Genomic DNA, 17,936 nt, shown 5'->3' with positions numbered 1-17,936 from the left:
ATGCTCGTGTGCACCTTTTTGTTGCGCAAGCACAGCACACGAGACCGCGGGTGCAGCGCGCACCCGGCATTCCCTGCGCCCTCTCTCCGGAGAGGAGCAAACGAGATTGCAAAAGCTCGGATGCAAATTGCGTCGCGAGAACGCTGACCCATACTCAATCGTTGTCGCCCGGCTCGATGTGCGGACCGGGCGATCCAGTATTCCAGAGGCCGCAGTGATTGAATCGAGAAGCCGCGGAGCACTGGATCCCCGCCGGAGCCTGTCATCGGGCGCGCGCGACCCGTTGGCGGGGATGACAAGCGGGGGCCTCCGGTGAGCAGCGCATCTGGCTCAGGATCACATGGACAAGAACCCGTTCTTTGGACATGAAGGCTCGCAGGCCAGCCGTCAGACTATCCCTCTATCTCGCCCTGCGGTAAATCGAAGCAATATCAATGGTATATGTCTGCTTCCTAAGTGTTTGGACTCGCTGGTGACGAAATCGGATCAACCATCGCCCTGGTGGTCGCCGGCCCGGCACGCCGATCGAAAGCCGTTTCTGCTGGCGCGGCGGGAAATTGCGCGCGCGGTCCGCGCCTGGTTCGACGAACAGGGGTTTGTCGAGGTCGAGACCGCGATTTTGCAGATATCGCCCGGCAATGAGACGCATCTGCATGCGCCGCGCACCGAGCTTGTGCGCGCCGATGGTTCGCGCGCGGCGCGTTACCTGCGCACCTCGCCGGAATTTGCGTGCAAGAAACTGCTGGCCGCGGGTGAGCAAAAGATTTTCGAATTCGCGCGCGTGTTCCGCGACCGCGAGCGCGGCGACCTGCATCTGCCCGAATTCACCATGCTGGAATGGTACCGCGCCAATGCGGCCTATGACGCCATCATGGCCGACACGATCGTCGTGATTGCGCATGCCGCGCAGGCCACCGGCATCGGAACATTTTCCTTTCGCGGCCGCAGTGCCGATCCATTTGTCGAGCCCGAACTGTTGACGGTGGCTGCCGCCTTCGAACGATTCGCGGGCATCGATCTTCTGGCCACGATCGCCGGCGGCGAGGGCGACCGGGCCGCGCTTGCCGCGGCGGCATCAGGAAAAGTGCGGGTTGCGGACGACGACACCTGGTCCGATATCTTCAGCAAGGTATTGGTCGAACATGTCGAGCCCAATCTGGGGCAGGGGCGCTTGACCGTGCTGTTCGAATACCCCGCGCCGGAAGCCGCACTGGCGCGCGTAAAGCCGGATGACCCGCGGGTCGCCGAGCGCTTTGAGGTCTATGCGTGCGGCGTTGAGCTCGCCAACGGATTTGGCGAATTGACCGATGCCGCCGAGCAGCGCCATCGTTTCACCGAGGCGATGAACGAAAAGCAGCGGCGTTACGGCGAGCGCTACCCGCTCGACGAGGAATTTTTGGCCGCGGTCGCAAGGATGCCGCAAGCGAGCGGCGTCGCGCTCGGCTTCGACCGGCTGGTGATGCTGGCAAGCGGCGCGATCAGGATCGACCAGGTGGTATGGACGCCGCCGGCTGGTGAGGCTTGAATTGGCAGATGAACAGTTTTGACCCAAAACTCGCAGCAACCTTGCGCCGGCCCGATGAACTGGTGGCGCGCGGGCTTTCGCGTGAAGCCGATCTTCCGGCGCTGGAGAAGGTTGCCGCCCGCTATGCGGTAGCGGTGACGCCTGACATCGCCGCACTGATCGACGCTGACGATCCCGCCGATCCGATCGCGCGGCAGTTCATTCCGAGCGCGGAGGAACTGATCGCAACGTCAGGCGAAAACGCCGACCCGATCGGCGACGACGCGCATTCGCCGGTCGCTGGCATCGTGCATCGCTATCCCGACCGCGTGCTGTTCAAGCTGGTGGCCGTCTGCGCGGTCTATTGCCGCTTCTGCTTCCGCCGCGAGATGGTCGGGCCAGGCAAGGCGACCGCGTTGTCGGACGAGGCCTATCAAGCCGCGCTAAACTACATCCGCAGCCACGGCGAAATCTGGGAAGTGATCCTGACCGGCGGCGATCCGCTGATGCTGTCGCCGCGCCGGCTCGCCGACATCATGACCGATCTTGCCGCCATCGATCACGTCAGGATCATCCGCATTCACACCCGCGTGCCGGTCGCCGATCCCGCGCGCATCACGCCTGAACTGGTGGCCGGCCTCAGGATCGATGGCGCAACGACCTGGGTCGCGGTGCATGCGAATCATCCGCGTGAATTTTCGGCAGATGCGCGCGCGGCCTGCGCGCGACTTGCGGACGCCGGCATCCCGCTGGTCAGCCAGTCGGTGCTGCTGCGCGGCGTCAATGACGATGCGGTGACGCTCGAAAGTTTGATGCGAACTTTTGTCGAATGCCGGATCAAGCCTTATTACCTGCATCACGGCGATCTCGCGCCGGGCACCGCCCATCTGCGAACGACGCTGGAACAGGGCCAGGCCTTGATGCGCACGTTGCGCGGCCGGGTTTCCGGCCTGTGCCAGCCGGAATATGTCCTCGATATCCCCGGCGGTCACGGCAAGGCGCCGGTTGGCCCCGGCTATTTGTCGCAGGACGAGTACGGCAAACGTGATCTATCGCATGAAACGCGCTATCGTGTTCTCGATTATTGTGGCGAGGTTCACCTCTATCCGCCGGTCGCAACATGACGGACGGAGGCAAGGACAGGCCGGAGCCGCCGGAGGAAGGCAACCGCGCTCTCGAGAACGTGGTCATGCTGGGTTTCTTCGTGGTGCTGGTGGCTACAGGGATCTGGTTGCTCGGCACCATGGCCGACGTCCGCAAGGCGCAGGACTGCGCCGCCCAGGGGCGCCGCAATTGTGCGACGATCGAGGTTCCGGAGCGAACGCGATAAACGAAACTTGAGAAACGGGAGAACCGGGATGCGTAGAACCCTCTTGTCGATGGCACTGGTGGTTTTGATCGGTGGCCCCGTAGCGCTTGCCCAGCAAGGCGGCGGCGGCTCGTCCACGGCGGTCAAGAATTCCGGACCGCTGCCGGCGCCGGTAGGCCATCGCCAGCCGCGCGCCAGCGATGTGCCCAATCAGCAGAATGTCGATCCGAACGATCCGCTCAGCAAGGAAAACGCCGCGCTCGACAAGAAGATCAAGAGCATCTGCCGCGGCTGCTGATTGCCGCGGCATCGTTGGCTTCATCCTTCGAGACGCATCGCGCCGCGATGCTCCTCTGGATGAGGTCCCAGACCCTCATGGTGAGGAGCGCGGCGGCAACGCCACGCGCCTCGAACCACGAGGCCCGACTAGGCCGAACGCTCCTTCGGTTCTCGTAGTTCCCGCCGCGCTGCCACGGCATCGGCCAGCACGTTCAGCGACGAAAAAGTCGTGTTCCAGTCGATGCAACCGTCCGTGATGCTCTGCCCATAAGTCAACGCCATTCCCGGAACGACATCCTGGCGGCCAGCGATCAGATTGCTCTCGATCATCACGCCCATGATGCGTTGCTCGCCGCCCGTGATCTGCCGGGCGATGTCGGCCACCACCAGCGGCTGATTCTCCGGCCGCTTGCTGCTGTTGGCGTGGCTGGCATCGACCATCACCCGCTGGCCGACGCCGGCGCGCGCCAGTTCGCTGGCGGCGGCATCGACGCTGGCGGCGTCATAGTTCGGCTTGCTGCCGCCGCGCAGGATGATGTGACAGTCGGCATTGCCTCGCGTGGCCGCAATCGCCGAGCGGCCGCCCTTGGTCACCGCCATGAAATGATGCGGATGCGAGGCGGATTTCACGGCATCGGCCGCGATGCGCACGTTGCCGTCGGTGCCGTTCTTGAAACCGACCGGACAGGAGAGGCCCGAGGCAAGCTCGCGATGAATCTGGCTTTCGGTCGTGCGCGCGCCGATCGCCGCCCATGCGACGAGGTCGGCGATGTATTGCGGCGTCGTCATGTCGAGGAATTCGGTGCCGGCGGGCAGGCCGAGATTGTTGATCGCGGACAACACGCTGCGGGCGAGGTGCAGACCCTTGTTGATGTCGAAGCTGCCGTCGAGATTGGGGTCGTTGATCAGGCCCTTCCAACCAACGGTCGTGCGCGGCTTCTCGAAATAGACCCGCATCACGATCTCGAGCCGGTCGGAAAGTTTCTCCCGCAAGCCTGCGAGGCGGTTGGCGTAGTCGACGGCGGCGAGGGGATCGTGCACCGAACAGGGGCCGACCACGACCAAGAGGCGGTCGTCGGTCCCGTTCAAAATGCCGTGGATGGCGTTACGCGCGGCCATCACGACGCGGGTCGAGGTCAGGGTGCGCGGGATCTCCCGCATCACCGCTTCGGGCGTACTCAGTTCCTTCAGTTCGACGATGCGAAGGTCATCGGTGGTGCTCAGCACGGCTTTAGCTCCTTGAGGGGTGAACCTGCCGGCCAAAACAAAAAAGCCGCCAGGGCCTGGCGGCTTGTTCGGACTACTTGCTGCAACTTCTCAGATTGCGCGCGATCCTCCCACCGCCAGCGAGCTGTCGTAGCTAAAGTACCAAAAATAGCTGGTGGCGCGGTTGATCATGGGGAGGCATATAGCGTCCGCGTGAGGACTTGTCACCCCGTCACCTGCGCGATCACGCGCAGGTGTTGCCGATCGGTATCACATCTTGCGGGCGGCCAGCGACATGCCGATCAGGGTGGCGCCGCCGAACAGGAGGTTAAGGCCCACCAGCAGCCCGATCGCCCATTCCGCCGATCCCGGCAGGCCGGCGAAGATCAGCCCGGCGATGATGATGTCCATCGCGCCGGCCACCAGCAGCCACGACCAGCGCTGGGACAATTCGCGGCGATGTTCCAGCGCATACATGATGGTGGCAACTCCCTCGGCGAGGAAATAGGCGCCGACCACGATGGTCAGGGTCAGCACGCCCTGCATCGGGCGCGCGAGCAGGAGCCCGCCCGCCAGAACCGCCAGTGCCGCCGAGATCAGCGACCACCAGAAGCCCGGCATCTCCCGCGCCCAGTACGAGACGAAGAGGCCAAAGACGCCGCTGATCAAAAACATCCAGCCGAGGAAAATTGTGACGGCAAGGCTCGCCAGCGGCGGCACGATGATCGCCGCCAGCCCCAGGATCGCAAGCACGATGCCTTCGAACAGGAACGCCTTCCAATGCGCGCGCACGGCATCGCGCATCCTGGCCTGCAATTCGTTGATGTCGTGGGGAAGGGTCACTCAAGCTCTCCCGGCTGTGCAGCAAATGTCGACCGGCGCAGTATAGACCCCGGAGATGTCAGGCTGGCAATTATCGGTTGGTCAACCCTGACCCGACGCGGAAAAGCCGTCGGAGGACGCGCGCATGCGGTTACGGCCGAGAAAGTAGACGGCCGTGGTGGCAACCAGCAACGCGATTCCGATCAGGATCGTGATGATTCCGACCGAACTTGCCACCGCCGCGAGGTTGCGATCGGGATTCATGAGCCAGCGGCGCACCGCGCCCAGCACGAAGATTACTCCCGCAAATCCGGCTCCGCCGCCGAACAGCAAAAGCGCCCACATCCGCCGGAGTTCGCCGAGGCGTTCGCGCGCCACTTCGGTGCGGGGGGCGTGATGGCGGCCGACCCGCCGCACCAGGCGCACGGCAAACGCGATCGACATGGCGCCGATCAGCACGCTCGAGGCGCCCAGGATCATGCGGGTGGTCGGATCGAGCCCGCCCTTCTGAAGCAAGAGCAGCGGAAAATCGAACGCCGCATGCAAGGCGATCGGGGCGAACAGCACCATGAAGTAGCTCGACAGGCGCGCCCAGTCGCGATGATGGCGGTGCGCGCCCAGCGCCGTGCCGGCCCGCGCGATCGCAAGGTAGGCGCCGGCGATGATGCCGAGCGCCCCGTGGAACGGCACGGTCAGCACGCTGCGCAGCGCCGCCAGCGCCCGCCAGATCTCGGGATGCTGCACGAGATAAGCGAGGTTTTCGTAAGCCGCAAAGCCGAGCCCGGCGGCCGCGCCGTAGACCACGGTGTCCATCGGGTCGGCATAGGTCCGCCGCCGGACGAACGAGATGACGACGATCACCAGCACCTTCACGATCTCCTCGGGGGCTGCGACCGCAAACAGCGAATGCAAGGCCTGGTCGACCCAGGGATGGCCAGTGCCCGCCAGCAGTTTTGTGAACGGCGCCCGCGCCAGGCCCAGCAGCGAAATACTCGCCGCACCGAGGAAAAATGCGCCCCACACCCGGACCGGAGGTCCCGGCCGCTCGTCGGTGGCGATCACCAGCCACAGGAAGAACAATGCCGGGGCGACCGCGGCAGTACCGATGACGGTGGGGAGGGATTCGAGGATCAGGAGCATTTTGGCAAGGCGCAGCTTCTGGTTTCGGCAGCATCGGGAAAACGGGCTTCCGAGAGTACCTGTTTCCGGCCTGGATTTCGCGTTTTTAGTTCCGTTTCGACAAAACCGTGGCTGATCTCCCACGATGCCGGCTCAAATGAGGCTCGATCATGTCGTGACGTTGTGGTTGCCACAGGCGGCCGGACATTTTGACGTGGCGTGCTGCCGCAGCGTCGTCGTGCCTGAATCGACGACGGGCCGTGCGAGACCGCGACGTTCCGATTTGCTTCCGCTGTAGGCGCTTGCGGGGCTTGCGCCGTGCAAGGCCGGGGGAATACGCTGCCCGTTATTGCGGCTCGGGCAACAGCGGAGCTCCACATGCCAAGACTTTTGCCAAGACTTTTTTCCATTGCGACAGCGGTTTCGATCATCTCCCTGAGCGCGGGCGCAGCCCTTGCGCAAAACGCCCCTGCTGCCGGATCGGCGGCGGGTGCTGCAGCAGCTCCCGCGGCGGGGGCGGCGGCGGCGCCGGCAGCGGCTCCGGCGACGGCCGCGCCGGCGGCCACAGCGCCGCCTGCGGACAAGCCGGCGGCAGCGGCGACCGACAAACCCGCAGAGCCGAAGAAAGAGGCGGCCGAGCCGAAGAAAAAGAAAACCGCGTCGAAGAAGGAGACGCGCCAGCAGGAGATCGACAGATCGATCGACAAAGGCACCGTGCCGTCACGTTATCGCAGCCGGATCCCGCAGCAGTACCACCAGTACATTCCGTTCGATCGATAACGCGCAAAGCGCGCTGCGTTCATCGTGCCAGCAGGCGCCGGCAGGCGTCGACGAATACTTCGGCGCCGGTGACGATGTCGGCATCGGCGGTGTTTTCGGTCCAGTGATGGCTGATGCCGCCGATCGACGGCACGAACAGCATGCCCGCCGGCATGATGGTCGCAAGCATTTGCGCGTCATGACCGGCGGCGCTGGGCATGCGGATCGATCTGCCGCCGGCAAAGCTCTTGCTTGCCGCCTCGATCGCCTCCTGGAAACTCGCATCCATCATGGCGGGCGCGCCGGTACGGAGGCGCTCCACGGCGACCGCGCAGGGGCCTCGCGTCGTCGTCTCCGCGGCCATGCTGCGCAACAGCTCTTCGAGCCGCTCGATCACGCGCGGGTCATCGTCACGGATCTGGAACAGCATTTCCGCTTGTCCCGGGATGATGCTGGGGGAGCCGGGATCGAGTGTGATCCGGCCGGTGGTCCACACCGTGCGCGGCCCGCACGCGGCGGGAAAACGCTCGTCGATCGCAACGCAAAACCGCGCCAGCGCAAGACCTGCATCCTTGCGAATATTCATCCGCGTGGTGCCGGCGTGATTTTGCTCGCCGGTGAAGACGATGCGGTATTGCCAGATGCCGACGATGGAGGTGACGACGCCGATCGCAAGGCCGCCGTCTTCGAGTGTCCGGCCCTGCTCGATATGGGCCTCGAGATAGCCGACGTGGCGGCCGCGTTCGGCGATGACGCGCGCTCGTCCGGCAAGACCGGCCTCGCGTAAAGCATCACGCATCGGCTTGCCGCTGGTGCGGTCGCGCGCGGCGTCGATATCCTGCTCAGAGACGCCGCCGACATACGACCGGCTGCCGAGGAACGAGCCAAAATGCCCTTCCTCGTCGCACCATGATGCGACCTCGACGGCGCCGCTCACGTCCGGATCGGGATTGATCACGCGCGCGGCCTCCAGTGCGTAGACGACGCCGAGCGGCCCATCGAGCCAGCCGGCAAAATTCTGGCTTTCGAGATGCGAGCCCGCGAGCAGCTTCGGTCCGGGCTTTGCGCTGGTGCCGAGCACATTGCCGATGCCGTCGATCTCGGCTGTCAGCCCGGCCTCGGGAAGGCGCTGCGCCAGCCACTCGAGCGAGCGCAGATGGGGCTCCGAAAAGGTCGGCTTGTGCACGCCGGTCTTGTAGGTGCCGATGGCACGGAGCGCATTGAGGTCGGCAAGGACCCGGGCGCCATCGAATTGCGAACGGTTGTCAGCCATGAGGTGCGCCGATGTCAGTCGGCAAGCTTTCCATCCCGAAAGCTGTAGTGCTCGATACCACGCTGCTCCCGCTGCTCGCCGGTGGCGCGAACGGTCTCGCTGACGCGGAAGGTCATGAAGCTGATGTCGTCGGTATGATGATAGACCACGTCGTGGAAACGCTGGGCCGAGAACAGCGCCCTTTGCTCGTCGAGGTGCTTTCGGATGGCTTCGGGACCGGCAAGGGACTTTGTCACCGCAAGGCCGTCGTGAAAGCTCCAGAGGAAGTCCGGCGTGACGACCTCATACAGCGCCTCGATGTCGCCCTTGAAAAGGGCGCGCGCAAAGCCTTTGAACAGTTGGTCGCGTTCGCCCGGTGAAGGGGCCATCTCTGCTTCCACCACTTTTCGCAGCCCGAACAGGCCGCAGGACGGATATGCCGATGATAGGCCGGTATTATTTGATCGTCACCTCTACTGAAATTGTGGAGCTGCCGGATGTCTTCTCATCCCTGCCGGTCGCCGTAATTGCAAAGGTATCGGTGCCCTTGAACCGCGCCTTTGCCGAATACTGATAGGTGGACGTGTCGATCTTCTTCAGTTTGCCGCGGCCCGGCTTCTGCGAGATTTCAGAACTGGCGATCGTGCCGGGCAGCTTGAGCGGAAACTGGCAACTTTCCTTGGGCGCGATGGTGATGAAGCCGGTCGATTTTTCGCCCCAGTTCGCGAGCGTTGCGGACATCGAACACTCGGTAGCCGCTTCCGCCGAGAAAGCAAAAGCCAGGCATTTCCCGACAACGAACGTAGCAACAAAAATATTCCTCATTCTCGCTTTCCATCACCACTGAAACAGGAATCGGATTTTTCGATCATGCCAGTTTGGCGTGATGTTGACCAAGCCGGCGTAGCCGAACGTCTGGGGGAAGTCATGCCCCATGAAAACGGACCCGGGCGGCGCCGGCAAATTTCAATCCGTGTGGACGAGCCGGATGGCCGGCCCAGGCTCGCGGCTGTGAATAATCTACGAATCCAACCCACGCAGCCGCGCAAATTCGAGGATCAGCCCTTCGGGCAAGACGGCCTTAGCGAACGGCGGCTTCGGAACGATATGTATTTCGTAGAGGTGCCGCACAGAAATCGGCTTGGCCATGAACTGCTGGAGGCACTCACCTAGGCTATGGTCCATAATCAGGTACGGATCGAGAGCACCAGCACTTCGCTCGTTGCGGAGAGAAGGCCATTTCCGCAGCACTGCCCTCGCATCGAAATTGACACGGCCACCCATTCGTCCTGCGTCCATCAGGACGCTTGCCATTGCGTTACAGGCTTCTTTGGCTTCAGCCAGCGTCCTAAAGGGCGATCCGCCGACCCCCACGGCGGGCCTGTTTTCAGCAATCGGACGCCATGACACGGCAAAACCAGTTTGCCCATGCAATCCCGGACCGTTTCGGCTCCCATAACTGATCACGAAAGAAACAGCATTGCTGCTGGCCTTCCAGACTTCCATTTCCTCGGGACCAGCGATGCGAGTGAACTCCATGGCCATTCCGTGCGCTTCAACTCGCCAGTGTCGGCAACGATCACATTGAACAGGTACCGAACGAAAGTGGCAAACCGCAATCGGCAAAAAGCTGTTCCGCGGCGACTTGCCCGGCCCGTCAAACGCCACTATACGTTCGCTCCGTCGCCGCCGGGGCCGACCGTCGCGGCCGGTGACAGGCCAAGTCAAATCAATCGCCCAAAGCATTGATTTAGCTTAACTTTTGCTCCCTTCGTCTATCGGTTAGGACGCCACCCTTTCACGGTGGAGAGAGCGGTTCGATTCCGCTAGGGAGCGCCATCGCCCCAAATCCCTTGATCCCCTCGCCTGTTCTCGGTTCCGCCGCCGCAAAGTGGCCGCGAAGATTCTGGTATCGGCGCAACTGTTTCTAAAGCCGAATGATGTAGCCAATCGGGCGTCTGGAACGAATTCGATGGCTTTACTCAGGACCAAGAAGCGCGAAGCGCGCAAATCGATGCATCAGCCGGGCTGGATCACGCTCGACGGCGGCTTTGCGGCGCGCCCGTGCGTGGTGCAGGACCTTTCGAGTTCGGGGGCGAAGGTCACCATCGACGATCCCAACACGCTGCCCGCCAAGCTGCGCCTCGCGTTCTCGCGCGATGCCCGCACCGGACGCGCGTGCGAAGTGGTCTGGCGCCGTGGCAGCACCGTTGGCATCAAGTTCGTGAGCTAGTCTGCCGGCACGCAGCTCACGTCATCGGTGCCGAAAGATATTTTACAAATCCGGGGCGCTTTGAAATCTCGGCGAACCAGCGTTCGAGATTGGGCAGCGTTGGCTTGCTCACACCCTCGACGCCGAACCAGCGGCGCGCAAAGGCGCCGAGCGCGATGTCGGCGATGGTGAACTGCTCGCCCTCGATATAGCGGCGCCTTGCGAGCAGCGCTTCCGGGATGCGCCACACCACCGCTTCAGCATCGACGTCCTTCTGGATCGCCGCCATGTCGCGCTTTTCCTTTGGCGTGCGCACCAGCGCCCAGAACACCGGCCGGTCCACCGGCTGGAGCGTCGACAGCGTCCAGTCCAGCCAGCGATCGACCGCAGCGCGCGTCCGCGCATCCTGCGGACAGATCGGCGAGCCCTTGCCATAGGCGAGGTTGAGGTAGCGCATGACCGAATTGGATTCCCACAGCACGTAATTGCCGTCGACCAGCGTCGGCACGCGTCCGTTGGGATTCATCGCGAGATATTCCGGCTGGTCGTTTTTGCCGAACGCCATGCCGGCATCGATGCGTTCATAGGCGAGATCGAGTTCGGCCAGGCACCACAGCACTTTTTGCACATTGACCGAATTGGCCCGGCCCCACACCGTCAGTTTTCCCGCCACGCCTCAGCTCCCGCCTGTTTGAAATTTGGCCGGTCATAGCGGAATGCGCGGGAAAAAGCGTCGGCAAAAATCAGGCCCCGTCATGCAAATGACGGAGCCCGGCCTCGCTTCACCTTCGTCGTTTGGCAATCAGTGACCGAAGAACAGCCACAGCAGAAGTATTACCGGGATAGGCACACCCAAGAGCCAAAGCAGAATTCCACGTCCCATCGTCTCTCCTCCATATTCCTGTTTGAGGAGGCAACGCGAGGAATAAAAGTTGGTTCCTATGTTTCGGGGATCTCCGAGAGCGACAGCCCGATCCTGAACAGCGAATATCCGTCCTTGCCGACAGCTTCGCGCACTTCAGCGTTGACGTCGCCGGCTTCGCGAGTGCGCGTCAACCTCCACTCGCTCTCGCTCGTGCCTGACGGAAACGGCGCGTCCGCCTTCACCACCAGGCGATAGGCGGGATGACGGACGTGCACGAAGAATTTGTAGGCGCTCACCAGTGGCCGGTGTTGGCCATCGACGCCCACGGTTCGGCCGGCGGCTTCGGTTCGCCCTTCTGCAAGAGCTCGATCGAATGCAGGTCGGGCGAGCGCACGAACGCCATGTTGCCGTCGCGCGGCGGACGGTTGATGGTGACGCCCATCTTCACGAGCTTGTCGCAAGTCGCGTAGATGTCGTCGACCTCATAGGCGAGGTGGCCGAAATAGCGGTCCTCGCCATATTTCTCCTCGTCCCAGTTGTAGGTCAGCTCGACCAGCGGCGCGCCGCGGTTTTGCGGCGCGGCCTTGAACAGTCCTTCGTCCTCGGGCGCGCACAGGAACACCAGCGTGAAGCGGCCCTTGTCGTTGTCGACGCGGCGCACTTCCTTCAGCCCCAGCGCGTCCTGATAGAACTTCATCGCGGTATCGAGATTGCGCACGCGCAGCATGGTGTGAAGGTAACGCATGTTTCCTGGTCCCTTGAGTTGGGTTTGGTTTGGCCGGTGACTGAATAGCAGCAAAATATGGCAGCGGGCAGGGGGCTGCGCTTCACGTTGCCCTGGCGTTCCATTGCGTCGGGCGATTCGCAGGCGTCAAGAATTGACGAAAGCGCCGGGCAGTGCATTGTCGCAGCATGCGGCGTTTTGCGAATTGCCGGCTAGCTCGAATGAGCAGCGGCCAGTATTGCTTGATCCGGGATCTCGGCCTCGTCAAAGGCGGGAAAGGACTGAGGCATCACGAGGTCGTGCTGCAATTGACCGTGCGCGGGATCTTGAAGTTCGTGAAGCGGCTTGCGGTTCAGCAGATCGGTGATGAAGAGACACCTGTCGCCGCACGGCTGGCGGCCAAGCGCTGAAGGCTCCGACCGGGCGGCGGCCTTCAGAACCTGTCGGTTTCGCGCGCTTCCATCAGTTCGGCATAGCGGCTGTATTCGCCGGCCATTTCCAGCAGCCGCTCGCGGACTTCGTCATTGCTCACCTGGGCGGCGAGACGCTTCGCCTGCTCGGCCTGAAACCGGTAATGCTGTGCTTGGGTCATGTGAGCACCTTTGATTTTGAGTAAGGCTCGCGGCGCAAAGGTTCAGGCCGTAACATCACGGTTTCGCGCTTCCGTTTTCCGCACTTGCAAATCGTTCCCTTTTCGTTCACATTGGCGTTGATTCGGGGTGAGCGCCATGGACGCCGAGAAAGAACGAGAAATCATCCGCCTGTGGAATTGCCTGCGGCGCCTCGAACGAGAGGGCCGCCCGACCGCAGCGGTAGTGCGCCAGATCGAGAAAGCGCTGGCCGAGCAGGAACGGCGCGCGGCTTGATCCCTTGATGATCCCTTGATGATCCCTTGATGATCCCTCGGGTGCGAGGGTTGCGCTCTCCGTTCAGACCTTCACATCCACCATGGCCGCCTTCATGTCGGCAAGCGCCTCGCGCTCGGCCTGATTCTTGGCGGCGAACACGTCGAGCACGGCTTCGGCGATGATGCTGGGCGCGGCTTTTTCGGTCTGATGGGCGACCAGTTGAATTCTGGCCTGCGTTACCGCGACAGGAACGGGATAGACGAGCATGAGACACTCCTCCTGTCCCAAACCTCGCAAGCGCACGTTTACGTTTTGTAAAGAGATTGGGTTAACGGCGCGGGGAACGGCCGCGGGCAAAGCGCGTTGATGTGGTCAGCGAGCCGATCCGCCGTATGCGATCGGGCAAGGAGCTGGGACATGCGCAAGGCCATCGCACAGCTTGATGCCGAGCAGAAGAGACAGCTTCTCTATCTGGCCGACGTCGGAACGTCGCTGTTCTCGTCGGCATTGGCCGTCTGTCTCTTGAAGGCGTTTGTTGGCCTGGTGACAGGCTGACAGAAGGGCGCGCGGTATTCCGGCGGTCTCGGGAGCCGGGGCCGCGCGTTCGCGCCACTTTCGTCGGACGGCTTGCACGCCGCGTTTCCCTAACAAACGGCTTACCGACTGCGGATAACCCTATTCAGTTAGGTTAAGGGCCGATTCAGATTGAGTGTATCGGAGGTTGTGCCTACGGCTGGGTGACGGAGAGCAGCAGCCATGGTCCCTTCATTTCACAATGCCGACAGACCGACCCACAGGCGGGTGATGGCGATTGGCCTGTTGTTCTGCGCTGCCTTCGTTGCGATCAGCTTTTCGTTGCGTCCGCAACCGGACACCGATCGCGTCCTGGTCAAGGCCGATCGGCTGATGCGCACGGCCGGTCAGCCGCACAAGGCTAACTGACGCAAGTCGGTCCGTCGCACGGGCGTTCGCGTGACGGCTTGTGGAAAGTCGCAATGGCTACAAAGCCGGCATAGCCCATCACGTTGATCAGAATTTCCATCCAGACAGGCATGGCTTCACCTCTTTGAGAAGAAAATCCCTGGAGGTCACAAATCGTTCCCGCATCGCAGCCAACTCGGAGTTAACGGATCGAGTTCGCGGCCGACTGCGCAGTTCGTTCCGCCAACATTGCGCATATTTAACGCGCGGTTCCCCGGTTCCCGGGCAACTGGCGTGATCGCAGAAGCGTTATTCCGGCAGTTCTTGCGAGGAGGTAGCCATGAAGAAAACACTCGGAGTTTTGGCAACCGTCGCGGTGGTCGGAGCGGCTGCGGTAACTGTGCCGGCACCGGCTGAGGCGCGCGGCCGTGGCATTGGGCCTGGCTTGGCATTCGGTCTCGCCGCCGGCGCGATCGCTGCCGGCGCTGCCGCGAGTAGCCCTTATTATTACGGACCGGGCTACGGCTACTATGGCCCACGCTATTATGGCGGGCCGGGACCATACGCCTATTACGGCGGACCGTACTACCGGCGTCACTACTATTATGGCGGCTGGTAAGGAGCCACTGGTAGGCGAGAAAGGCCCGGAGCAAGCTCCGGGCTTTTTCGTTTGCATCAGGGAATTTCGGTGAAGTCCGGCGGCCGATTGAATCCATCCCATGCACCTGACAAGGTCGCGACGTAATACGCCTCGCGCTCGCGTTGGAATTTTTCCTGCGTTGCCTTGAAGCTCGCGACGCGCGAAGCGATTTCCGCACGTCCGCGTGCAAGTCGCTCCTGCTGCTCCGTCATCGCCCCATCCTTCTTGTTGATTCGTCTCACGTGTCATTCGCTGCCGCGATTGCGGCGCGAATTTGAAAATGCCAGTGCGAGAATGTGATCGCGTACATGCGGAGCGAACATCGTGGATAAGAATTCGACGACTCTTGTCGCTCTCGCATTCAGCCGGTAGCGAAAAGGCGGAAGAGTAACGGGAGGCTGTCATGGCAAAGATCGATCTTGATTCACTGAACATCGACGAACTCGCTGCATTGCGCGAGCGCGTCACTGAAAAGCTCGCCGAGAAGGTTGCGGCGCGCCAGCTGGAACTCGAAGCGGAGCTGGAGCGGCTGTCGCAGTTCGGCAAGTCCGGCAAGAAGGCGCAGACCGCGCCTGTCGCCAAGCCGAAGAAGAATGCGGTGCCGCCGCAGGAGGAGCCGGTCGCGGACGCGGCGGCAGAGGCGGCCTAGGCAATTCCGCAACTCGCATCGAACTGGCAATCTTTGGGGCCGTGCTATAGTTGGCACGGCCTTAAATCGTGGATTTGTCCAGTGATCGCATCGGATATTCGCAGCGGCGTCGAACGGCTCGGCGACATGATCGCCGAAGCCTCCATCATCGTTCCCTTCACCGGCGCCGGCATCTCGACGGAATCCGGCATCCCCGACTTCCGCTCGCCCGGTGGGCTTTGGACTCGCAACCGGCCGATCCCGTTCGACGAATTCGTCGCCAATCGTGACGCGCGTGACGAGGCGTGGCGCCGCCGCTTTGCGATGGAACCGACCTTTGCCGCGGCAAGACCCGGACGCGGACATCGCGCGCTCGCCTCGCTCTACCGGGCCGGCAAGACGCCGGCGATCATCACGCAGAACATTGATAATTTGCATCAAGCGTCCGGCTTCAAGGCCGATGACGTGATCGAACTGCATGGCAACACGACCTTTGCGCGCTGCATCGGCTGCGGGCAGGCCTATGGCCTGCCCTGGGTCAGGGAGCGCTTCGAGGAGAGCGGCAGCGCGCCCGACTGCACCGTTTGCGATGAGCCCGTGAAGACCGCCACCATCTCGTTCGGGCAGGCGATGCCGGAGGATGCGATGCGCCGCGCCACGGAACTCGCGCAGGAATGCGACCTGTTCCTGGCCATCGGATCGTCGCTGGTGGTGTGGCCGGCAGCCGGATTTCCGCTGATGGCTAAACGCTCTGGCGCCAAACTGGTTATCATCAATAACGAACCGACCGAGCAGGATGACATCGCCGATCTCGTCATCCGCCACGACATCGGCGAGACGCTTGGGCCGTTTGTGGGCAACTAGAGCTTTTTCCGTTCCGATTGAATCGGAACGGGGCTCTAGCTTTTTGTTTTGACGCGTTTTCTTCACGCGAACCGGGATCCACTTCGCTTGAAAACGCTCCAGGCCCATTTGATTCGGGCCTGTGCAAGACTGTTCATAGTTCCCGGCAAGATTGTTTTTTGGCTATGCGCCGCAGGCGGGGATGTTATCTTTTGATTCGAGAGATTCGCGCGGCGTTGTCATGAGTTGTCATGGATGGGTGCGCGTTTCGGTGTCGTCACGTTGAGATGATGCGCCGTCAAACGATGTGTGGGGTCCGGGGTCATGGGGTCGGACGGATTTGAGTCCAAGAAGCTCGGGGTGCCGCCAGGCGGGGCGGGTCCCAACCGGCTTGGACAGAATGAGTTTTCTGCGGGCGCCGATGCGGCGCTCGACGCGCTCTCGGGCCTCGGCGATGCGGCGGCCAATCTTGTCGAAATCGCCGGCGTCATCAAATGGTTCGATGCATCGAAGGGGTACGGCTTCATCGTGCCCGACAATGGCTGGCCCGACGTTTTGCTGCATGTCACCGTGCTTCGGCGCGACGGCTATCAGACGGCCTATGAAGGCGCCCGTGTGGTGGTCGAATGTGTGCAGCGCGCAAAGGGCTATCAGGCGTTCCGCATCCTCTCGATGGACGAATCGACCGCGATCCACCCGGCGCAGATGCTGCCGCCACGCACCCATGTCACGGTCACCCCGACCTCCGGCCTGGAGCGGGCGCAGGTCAAATGGTTCAACCGGCTGCGCGGTTTCGGCTTCCTGACTTGCGGCGAGGGCACGCCCGACATCTTCGTGCACATGGAAACGCTGCGCCGCTTCGGCATGACCGAGCTGCGCCCCGGCCAGTACGTGCTGGTACGGTTCGGACCCGGCTCCAAGGGCATGATGGCGGCCGAAATCCATCCCGAGACCGGCCCTTCGGCGCTCTCTTCCCACTGACCGGCCTCCTTTACCTGACGGGATTGTGAGCCCGGCGGGCCATCTCGGCCGCCCGGCCTCTGGTCTTTGCCGTATTCGGCAGGTTAGGGTCGGCCACGAAAATCGTCTGTTGGTTGAGCCTGTTCCATGAATTTCGATCGATATCGCTGCGGCTGGCGCACCGCTTTGCTGGCGGCTGTTGTTGCGGCGCTTTCCCTGCTCGCGACTCCCGGCGTAGAGGCCGCAAACTTCCAGCCGCTCGAGATCGTCACCAAGACCGGCGTGCACGTCTTCTCGGTCGAGATGGCGACGACGGAGGAGGAGAGGCAGACCGGCCTGATGTACCGGAAGGAATTGCCCGACGGCAAAGGCATGCTGTTCGACTTCTCGCCGGAGCAGCAGATCTCGATGTGGATGAAGAACACCTACGTTTCGCTCGACATGATCTTCATCCGCGCCGACGGCCGCATCCTGCGGATCGCGGAAAACACCGAGCCGATGTCGACCAAAATCATCTCGTCCGGCGGCCTTGCCAAGGGCGTGCTGGAAGTGGTGGCCGGCACCGCGCAGAAGTACGGCATCCAGCCCGGCGACCGGGTGGCACACCCGCTGTTTAACCGGCGTTAAAGCCATTTTGGGCGCCTTGCTGGCGGCCGTTCAGGCATGTTATCGACGCCGGATCGGGGTATAGCGCAGCCTGGTAGCGCGGCAGTTTTGGGTACTGCAGGTCGTTGGTTCGAATCCAGCTGCCCCGACCAAAATCCCGAATAGTTGTACCTGAATTTCAATAGCCACTCCCGCTCGTCATCCCCGCGCAGGCGGGGATCCAGTATTCCAGAGGCCGTAGTGATCGAGCCGAGAAGCTGCGGCGTACTGGATCCCCGCCTGCGCGGGGATGACGGGTGTGTGTCAACGTTCTCGCGACACACTGTGCCCGAGTTTTGCAATCTCGTTGCTCCCCTCCGAAGAGAGGGCGCAGGGAATGCCGGGTGCGCGCTGCACCCGCGGTCTCGTGTGCCTGATGCGCAAGCACAAAAAGCTGCAC

28 protein-coding genes and 2 tRNA genes are annotated in these 17,936 nt (G+C 62.6%); 17 read left to right on the top strand and 13 right to left on the bottom strand.

The window, feature by feature from the left end; translation table 11 throughout:
• The first annotated feature begins 472 nt into the window (after nt 1–472).
• The 4 genes from epmA to JQ628_RS34085 are packed head-to-tail and all read left to right on the top strand — an operon-like array spanning nt 473 to nt 3,111.
• Nucleotides 473–1,525, top strand: a complete 1,053-nt coding sequence (epmA, locus tag JQ628_RS34100) for an EF-P lysine aminoacylase EpmA (protein ID WP_349628161.1) — start codon at nt 473–475, stop codon at nt 1,523–1,525.
• A gap of 8 nt (nt 1,526–1,533) precedes the next feature.
• Nucleotides 1,534–2,628 carry a lysine-2,3-aminomutase-like protein gene (locus JQ628_RS34095; RefSeq protein ID WP_212230927.1) on the top strand — a complete coding sequence of 365 codons (1,095 nt, stop codon included), beginning with the start codon at nt 1,534–1,536 and terminating at the stop codon, nt 2,626–2,628.
• Nucleotides 2,625–2,834 carry a hypothetical protein gene (locus JQ628_RS34090; RefSeq protein ID WP_212230942.1) on the top strand — a complete coding sequence of 70 codons (210 nt, stop codon included), beginning with the start codon at nt 2,625–2,627 and terminating at the stop codon, nt 2,832–2,834. The genes JQ628_RS34095 and JQ628_RS34090 overlap by 4 nt, the downstream gene beginning before the upstream one ends.
• 28 nt (nt 2,835–2,862) lie before the next feature.
• Nucleotides 2,863–3,111: a hypothetical protein gene (locus tag JQ628_RS34085; protein WP_212230923.1), complete on the top strand. Its 249-nt coding sequence runs from the start codon at nt 2,863–2,865 to the stop codon at nt 3,109–3,111.
• 128 nt (nt 3,112–3,239) lie between these two features.
• On the opposite strand, the gene JQ628_RS34080 is transcribed toward JQ628_RS34085, so the two are convergent.
• The 3 genes from JQ628_RS34080 to JQ628_RS34070 form a co-directional block, all read right to left on the bottom strand.
• A complete protein-coding gene (locus JQ628_RS34080) occupies nt 3,240–4,319 on the bottom strand; it encodes a 3-deoxy-7-phosphoheptulonate synthase (RefSeq protein WP_212230920.1) in 1,080 nt (359 codons plus the stop codon).
• 249 nt (nt 4,320–4,568) lie between these two features.
• The gene (locus tag JQ628_RS34075) at nt 4,569–5,102 is read right to left on the bottom strand and encodes an HdeD family acid-resistance protein (RefSeq protein ID WP_212230934.1); all 534 of its coding nucleotides are present in this window, start codon (nt 5,100–5,102) and stop codon (nt 4,569–4,571) included.
• A gap of 120 nt (nt 5,103–5,222) precedes the next feature.
• On the bottom strand, nt 5,223–6,260 hold the full coding sequence (locus tag JQ628_RS34070; protein ID WP_212230917.1) for a PrsW family glutamic-type intramembrane protease: 1,038 nt from the start codon (nt 6,258–6,260) through the stop codon (nt 5,223–5,225).
• Between the two features lie 357 nt (nt 6,261–6,617).
• On the opposite strand from JQ628_RS34070, the gene JQ628_RS34065 reads away from it, so the two are divergent.
• A complete protein-coding gene (locus JQ628_RS34065; RefSeq protein ID WP_212230914.1) occupies nt 6,618–7,019 on the top strand; it encodes a hypothetical protein in 402 nt (133 codons plus the stop codon).
• 19 nt (nt 7,020–7,038) lie between these two features.
• Here JQ628_RS34065 and JQ628_RS34060 read toward each other — a convergent pair whose 3' ends face one another.
• The 4 genes from JQ628_RS34060 to JQ628_RS34045 all read right to left on the bottom strand — a co-directional run bounded on the left by JQ628_RS34060 (nt 7,039) and on the right by JQ628_RS34045 (nt 9,789).
• Nucleotides 7,039–8,271: a Zn-dependent hydrolase gene (locus JQ628_RS34060; RefSeq protein ID WP_212230911.1), complete on the bottom strand. Its 1,233-nt coding sequence runs from the start codon at nt 8,269–8,271 to the stop codon at nt 7,039–7,041.
• Nucleotides 8,272–8,285: 14 nt separating this feature from the next.
• Nucleotides 8,286–8,639 (bottom strand): nuclear transport factor 2 family protein, encoded by a 354-nt coding sequence (locus tag JQ628_RS34055; protein WP_212230908.1) that lies wholly within the window; start codon nt 8,637–8,639, stop codon nt 8,286–8,288.
• A 67-nt stretch (nt 8,640–8,706) separates the two neighbouring features.
• Nucleotides 8,707–8,991, bottom strand: coding sequence for a hypothetical protein (locus JQ628_RS34050; protein ID WP_212230905.1), 285 nt, complete (start codon nt 8,989–8,991; stop codon nt 8,707–8,709).
• A gap of 279 nt (nt 8,992–9,270) precedes the next feature.
• Entirely contained in the window at nt 9,271–9,789 is a 519-nt protein-coding gene (locus JQ628_RS34045; RefSeq protein WP_212230902.1) for a hypothetical protein, read from the bottom strand.
• Between the two features lie 225 nt (nt 9,790–10,014).
• Between JQ628_RS34045 and JQ628_RS34040 the strand changes: the two genes are divergently transcribed.
• Both JQ628_RS34040 and JQ628_RS34035 read left to right on the top strand, forming a co-directional pair.
• Nucleotides 10,015–10,089: transfer RNA gene (locus tag JQ628_RS34040), tRNA-Glu, on the top strand.
• Between the two features lie 133 nt (nt 10,090–10,222).
• The gene (locus JQ628_RS34035) at nt 10,223–10,483 is read left to right on the top strand and encodes a PilZ domain-containing protein (protein ID WP_212230899.1); all 261 of its coding nucleotides are present in this window, start codon (nt 10,223–10,225) and stop codon (nt 10,481–10,483) included.
• A 16-nt stretch (nt 10,484–10,499) separates the two neighbouring features.
• On the opposite strand, the gene JQ628_RS34030 is transcribed toward JQ628_RS34035, so the two are convergent.
• From JQ628_RS34030 to JQ628_RS34020, 3 genes are all read right to left on the bottom strand, one after another.
• Nucleotides 10,500–11,135, bottom strand: coding sequence for a glutathione S-transferase family protein (locus tag JQ628_RS34030; RefSeq protein ID WP_212230896.1), 636 nt, complete (start codon nt 11,133–11,135; stop codon nt 10,500–10,502).
• A 266-nt stretch (nt 11,136–11,401) separates the two neighbouring features.
• A complete protein-coding gene (locus JQ628_RS34025) occupies nt 11,402–11,623 on the bottom strand; it encodes a hypothetical protein (RefSeq protein ID WP_212230893.1) in 222 nt (73 codons plus the stop codon).
• Entirely contained in the window at nt 11,620–12,072 is a 453-nt protein-coding gene (locus JQ628_RS34020; protein ID WP_212230890.1) for a VOC family protein, read from the bottom strand. The genes JQ628_RS34025 and JQ628_RS34020 overlap by 4 nt, the downstream gene beginning before the upstream one ends.
• 200 nt (nt 12,073–12,272) lie before the next feature.
• Here JQ628_RS34020 and JQ628_RS34015 point away from each other — a divergent pair, with 200 nt between their 5' ends.
• Nucleotides 12,273–12,461 carry a hypothetical protein gene (locus tag JQ628_RS34015; RefSeq protein WP_212230939.1) on the top strand — a complete coding sequence of 63 codons (189 nt, stop codon included), beginning with the start codon at nt 12,273–12,275 and terminating at the stop codon, nt 12,459–12,461.
• A 23-nt stretch (nt 12,462–12,484) separates the two neighbouring features.
• Here the strand turns inward: JQ628_RS34015 and JQ628_RS34010 are convergent, their stop codons facing one another.
• Entirely contained in the window at nt 12,485–12,643 is a 159-nt protein-coding gene (locus JQ628_RS34010; RefSeq protein ID WP_212230887.1) for a hypothetical protein, read from the bottom strand.
• Nucleotides 12,644–12,779: 136 nt separating this feature from the next.
• Here JQ628_RS34010 and JQ628_RS34005 point away from each other — a divergent pair, with 136 nt between their 5' ends.
• Nucleotides 12,780–12,917 (top strand): hypothetical protein, encoded by a 138-nt coding sequence (locus JQ628_RS34005; protein ID WP_212230884.1) that lies wholly within the window; start codon nt 12,780–12,782, stop codon nt 12,915–12,917.
• Nucleotides 12,918–12,980: 63 nt separating this feature from the next.
• Here the strand turns inward: JQ628_RS34005 and JQ628_RS34000 are convergent, their stop codons facing one another.
• Complete coding sequence (locus JQ628_RS34000; RefSeq protein WP_212230881.1) at nt 12,981–13,166, bottom strand: hypothetical protein; 186 nt, start codon at nt 13,164–13,166, stop codon at nt 12,981–12,983.
• Nucleotides 13,167–13,316: 150 nt separating this feature from the next.
• Between JQ628_RS34000 and JQ628_RS33995 the strand changes: the two genes are divergently transcribed.
• The 3 genes from JQ628_RS33995 to JQ628_RS33985 all read left to right on the top strand — a co-directional run bounded on the left by JQ628_RS33995 (nt 13,317) and on the right by JQ628_RS33985 (nt 14,439).
• Nucleotides 13,317–13,454, top strand: coding sequence for a hypothetical protein (locus tag JQ628_RS33995; RefSeq protein WP_249128747.1), 138 nt, complete (start codon nt 13,317–13,319; stop codon nt 13,452–13,454).
• Nucleotides 13,455–13,655: 201 nt separating this feature from the next.
• Nucleotides 13,656–13,841 carry a hypothetical protein gene (locus tag JQ628_RS33990; RefSeq protein ID WP_212230936.1) on the top strand — a complete coding sequence of 62 codons (186 nt, stop codon included), beginning with the start codon at nt 13,656–13,658 and terminating at the stop codon, nt 13,839–13,841.
• A 319-nt stretch (nt 13,842–14,160) separates the two neighbouring features.
• Entirely contained in the window at nt 14,161–14,439 is a 279-nt protein-coding gene (locus tag JQ628_RS33985) for a hypothetical protein (protein ID WP_212230878.1), read from the top strand.
• Nucleotides 14,440–14,495: 56 nt separating this feature from the next.
• Here JQ628_RS33985 and JQ628_RS33980 read toward each other — a convergent pair whose 3' ends face one another.
• Nucleotides 14,496–14,672 (bottom strand): hypothetical protein, encoded by a 177-nt coding sequence (locus JQ628_RS33980; protein WP_212230876.1) that lies wholly within the window; start codon nt 14,670–14,672, stop codon nt 14,496–14,498.
• 191 nt (nt 14,673–14,863) lie between these two features.
• On the opposite strand from JQ628_RS33980, the gene JQ628_RS33975 reads away from it, so the two are divergent.
• The 5 genes from JQ628_RS33975 (at nt 14,864) to JQ628_RS33955 (ending at nt 17,649) form a co-directional block, all read left to right on the top strand.
• Nucleotides 14,864–15,109 carry a hypothetical protein gene (locus tag JQ628_RS33975; protein ID WP_212230872.1) on the top strand — a complete coding sequence of 82 codons (246 nt, stop codon included), beginning with the start codon at nt 14,864–14,866 and terminating at the stop codon, nt 15,107–15,109.
• 81 nt (nt 15,110–15,190) lie between these two features.
• Complete coding sequence (locus JQ628_RS33970; RefSeq protein ID WP_212230869.1) at nt 15,191–15,952, top strand: SIR2 family NAD-dependent protein deacylase; 762 nt, start codon at nt 15,191–15,193, stop codon at nt 15,950–15,952.
• Nucleotides 15,953–16,255: 303 nt separating this feature from the next.
• Nucleotides 16,256–16,912 (top strand): cold-shock protein, encoded by a 657-nt coding sequence (locus tag JQ628_RS33965; RefSeq protein WP_212230866.1) that lies wholly within the window; start codon nt 16,256–16,258, stop codon nt 16,910–16,912.
• Nucleotides 16,913–17,038: 126 nt separating this feature from the next.
• Complete coding sequence (locus tag JQ628_RS33960) at nt 17,039–17,518, top strand: DUF192 domain-containing protein (protein WP_212230864.1); 480 nt, start codon at nt 17,039–17,041, stop codon at nt 17,516–17,518.
• Between the two features lie 54 nt (nt 17,519–17,572).
• Nucleotides 17,573–17,649, top strand: a tRNA-Pro gene (locus JQ628_RS33955).
• The last annotated feature ends 287 nt before the right edge of the window (nt 17,650–17,936 follow it).

The organism is Bradyrhizobium lablabi (genome assembly GCF_018129385.1).
In the GTDB taxonomy this organism is placed as follows: domain Bacteria; phylum Pseudomonadota; class Alphaproteobacteria; order Rhizobiales; family Xanthobacteraceae; genus Bradyrhizobium; species Bradyrhizobium lablabi_C.
The sequence above is the reverse complement of the archived record's forward strand: the minus strand, read 5'-3'. Positions and strand labels throughout refer to the sequence as shown.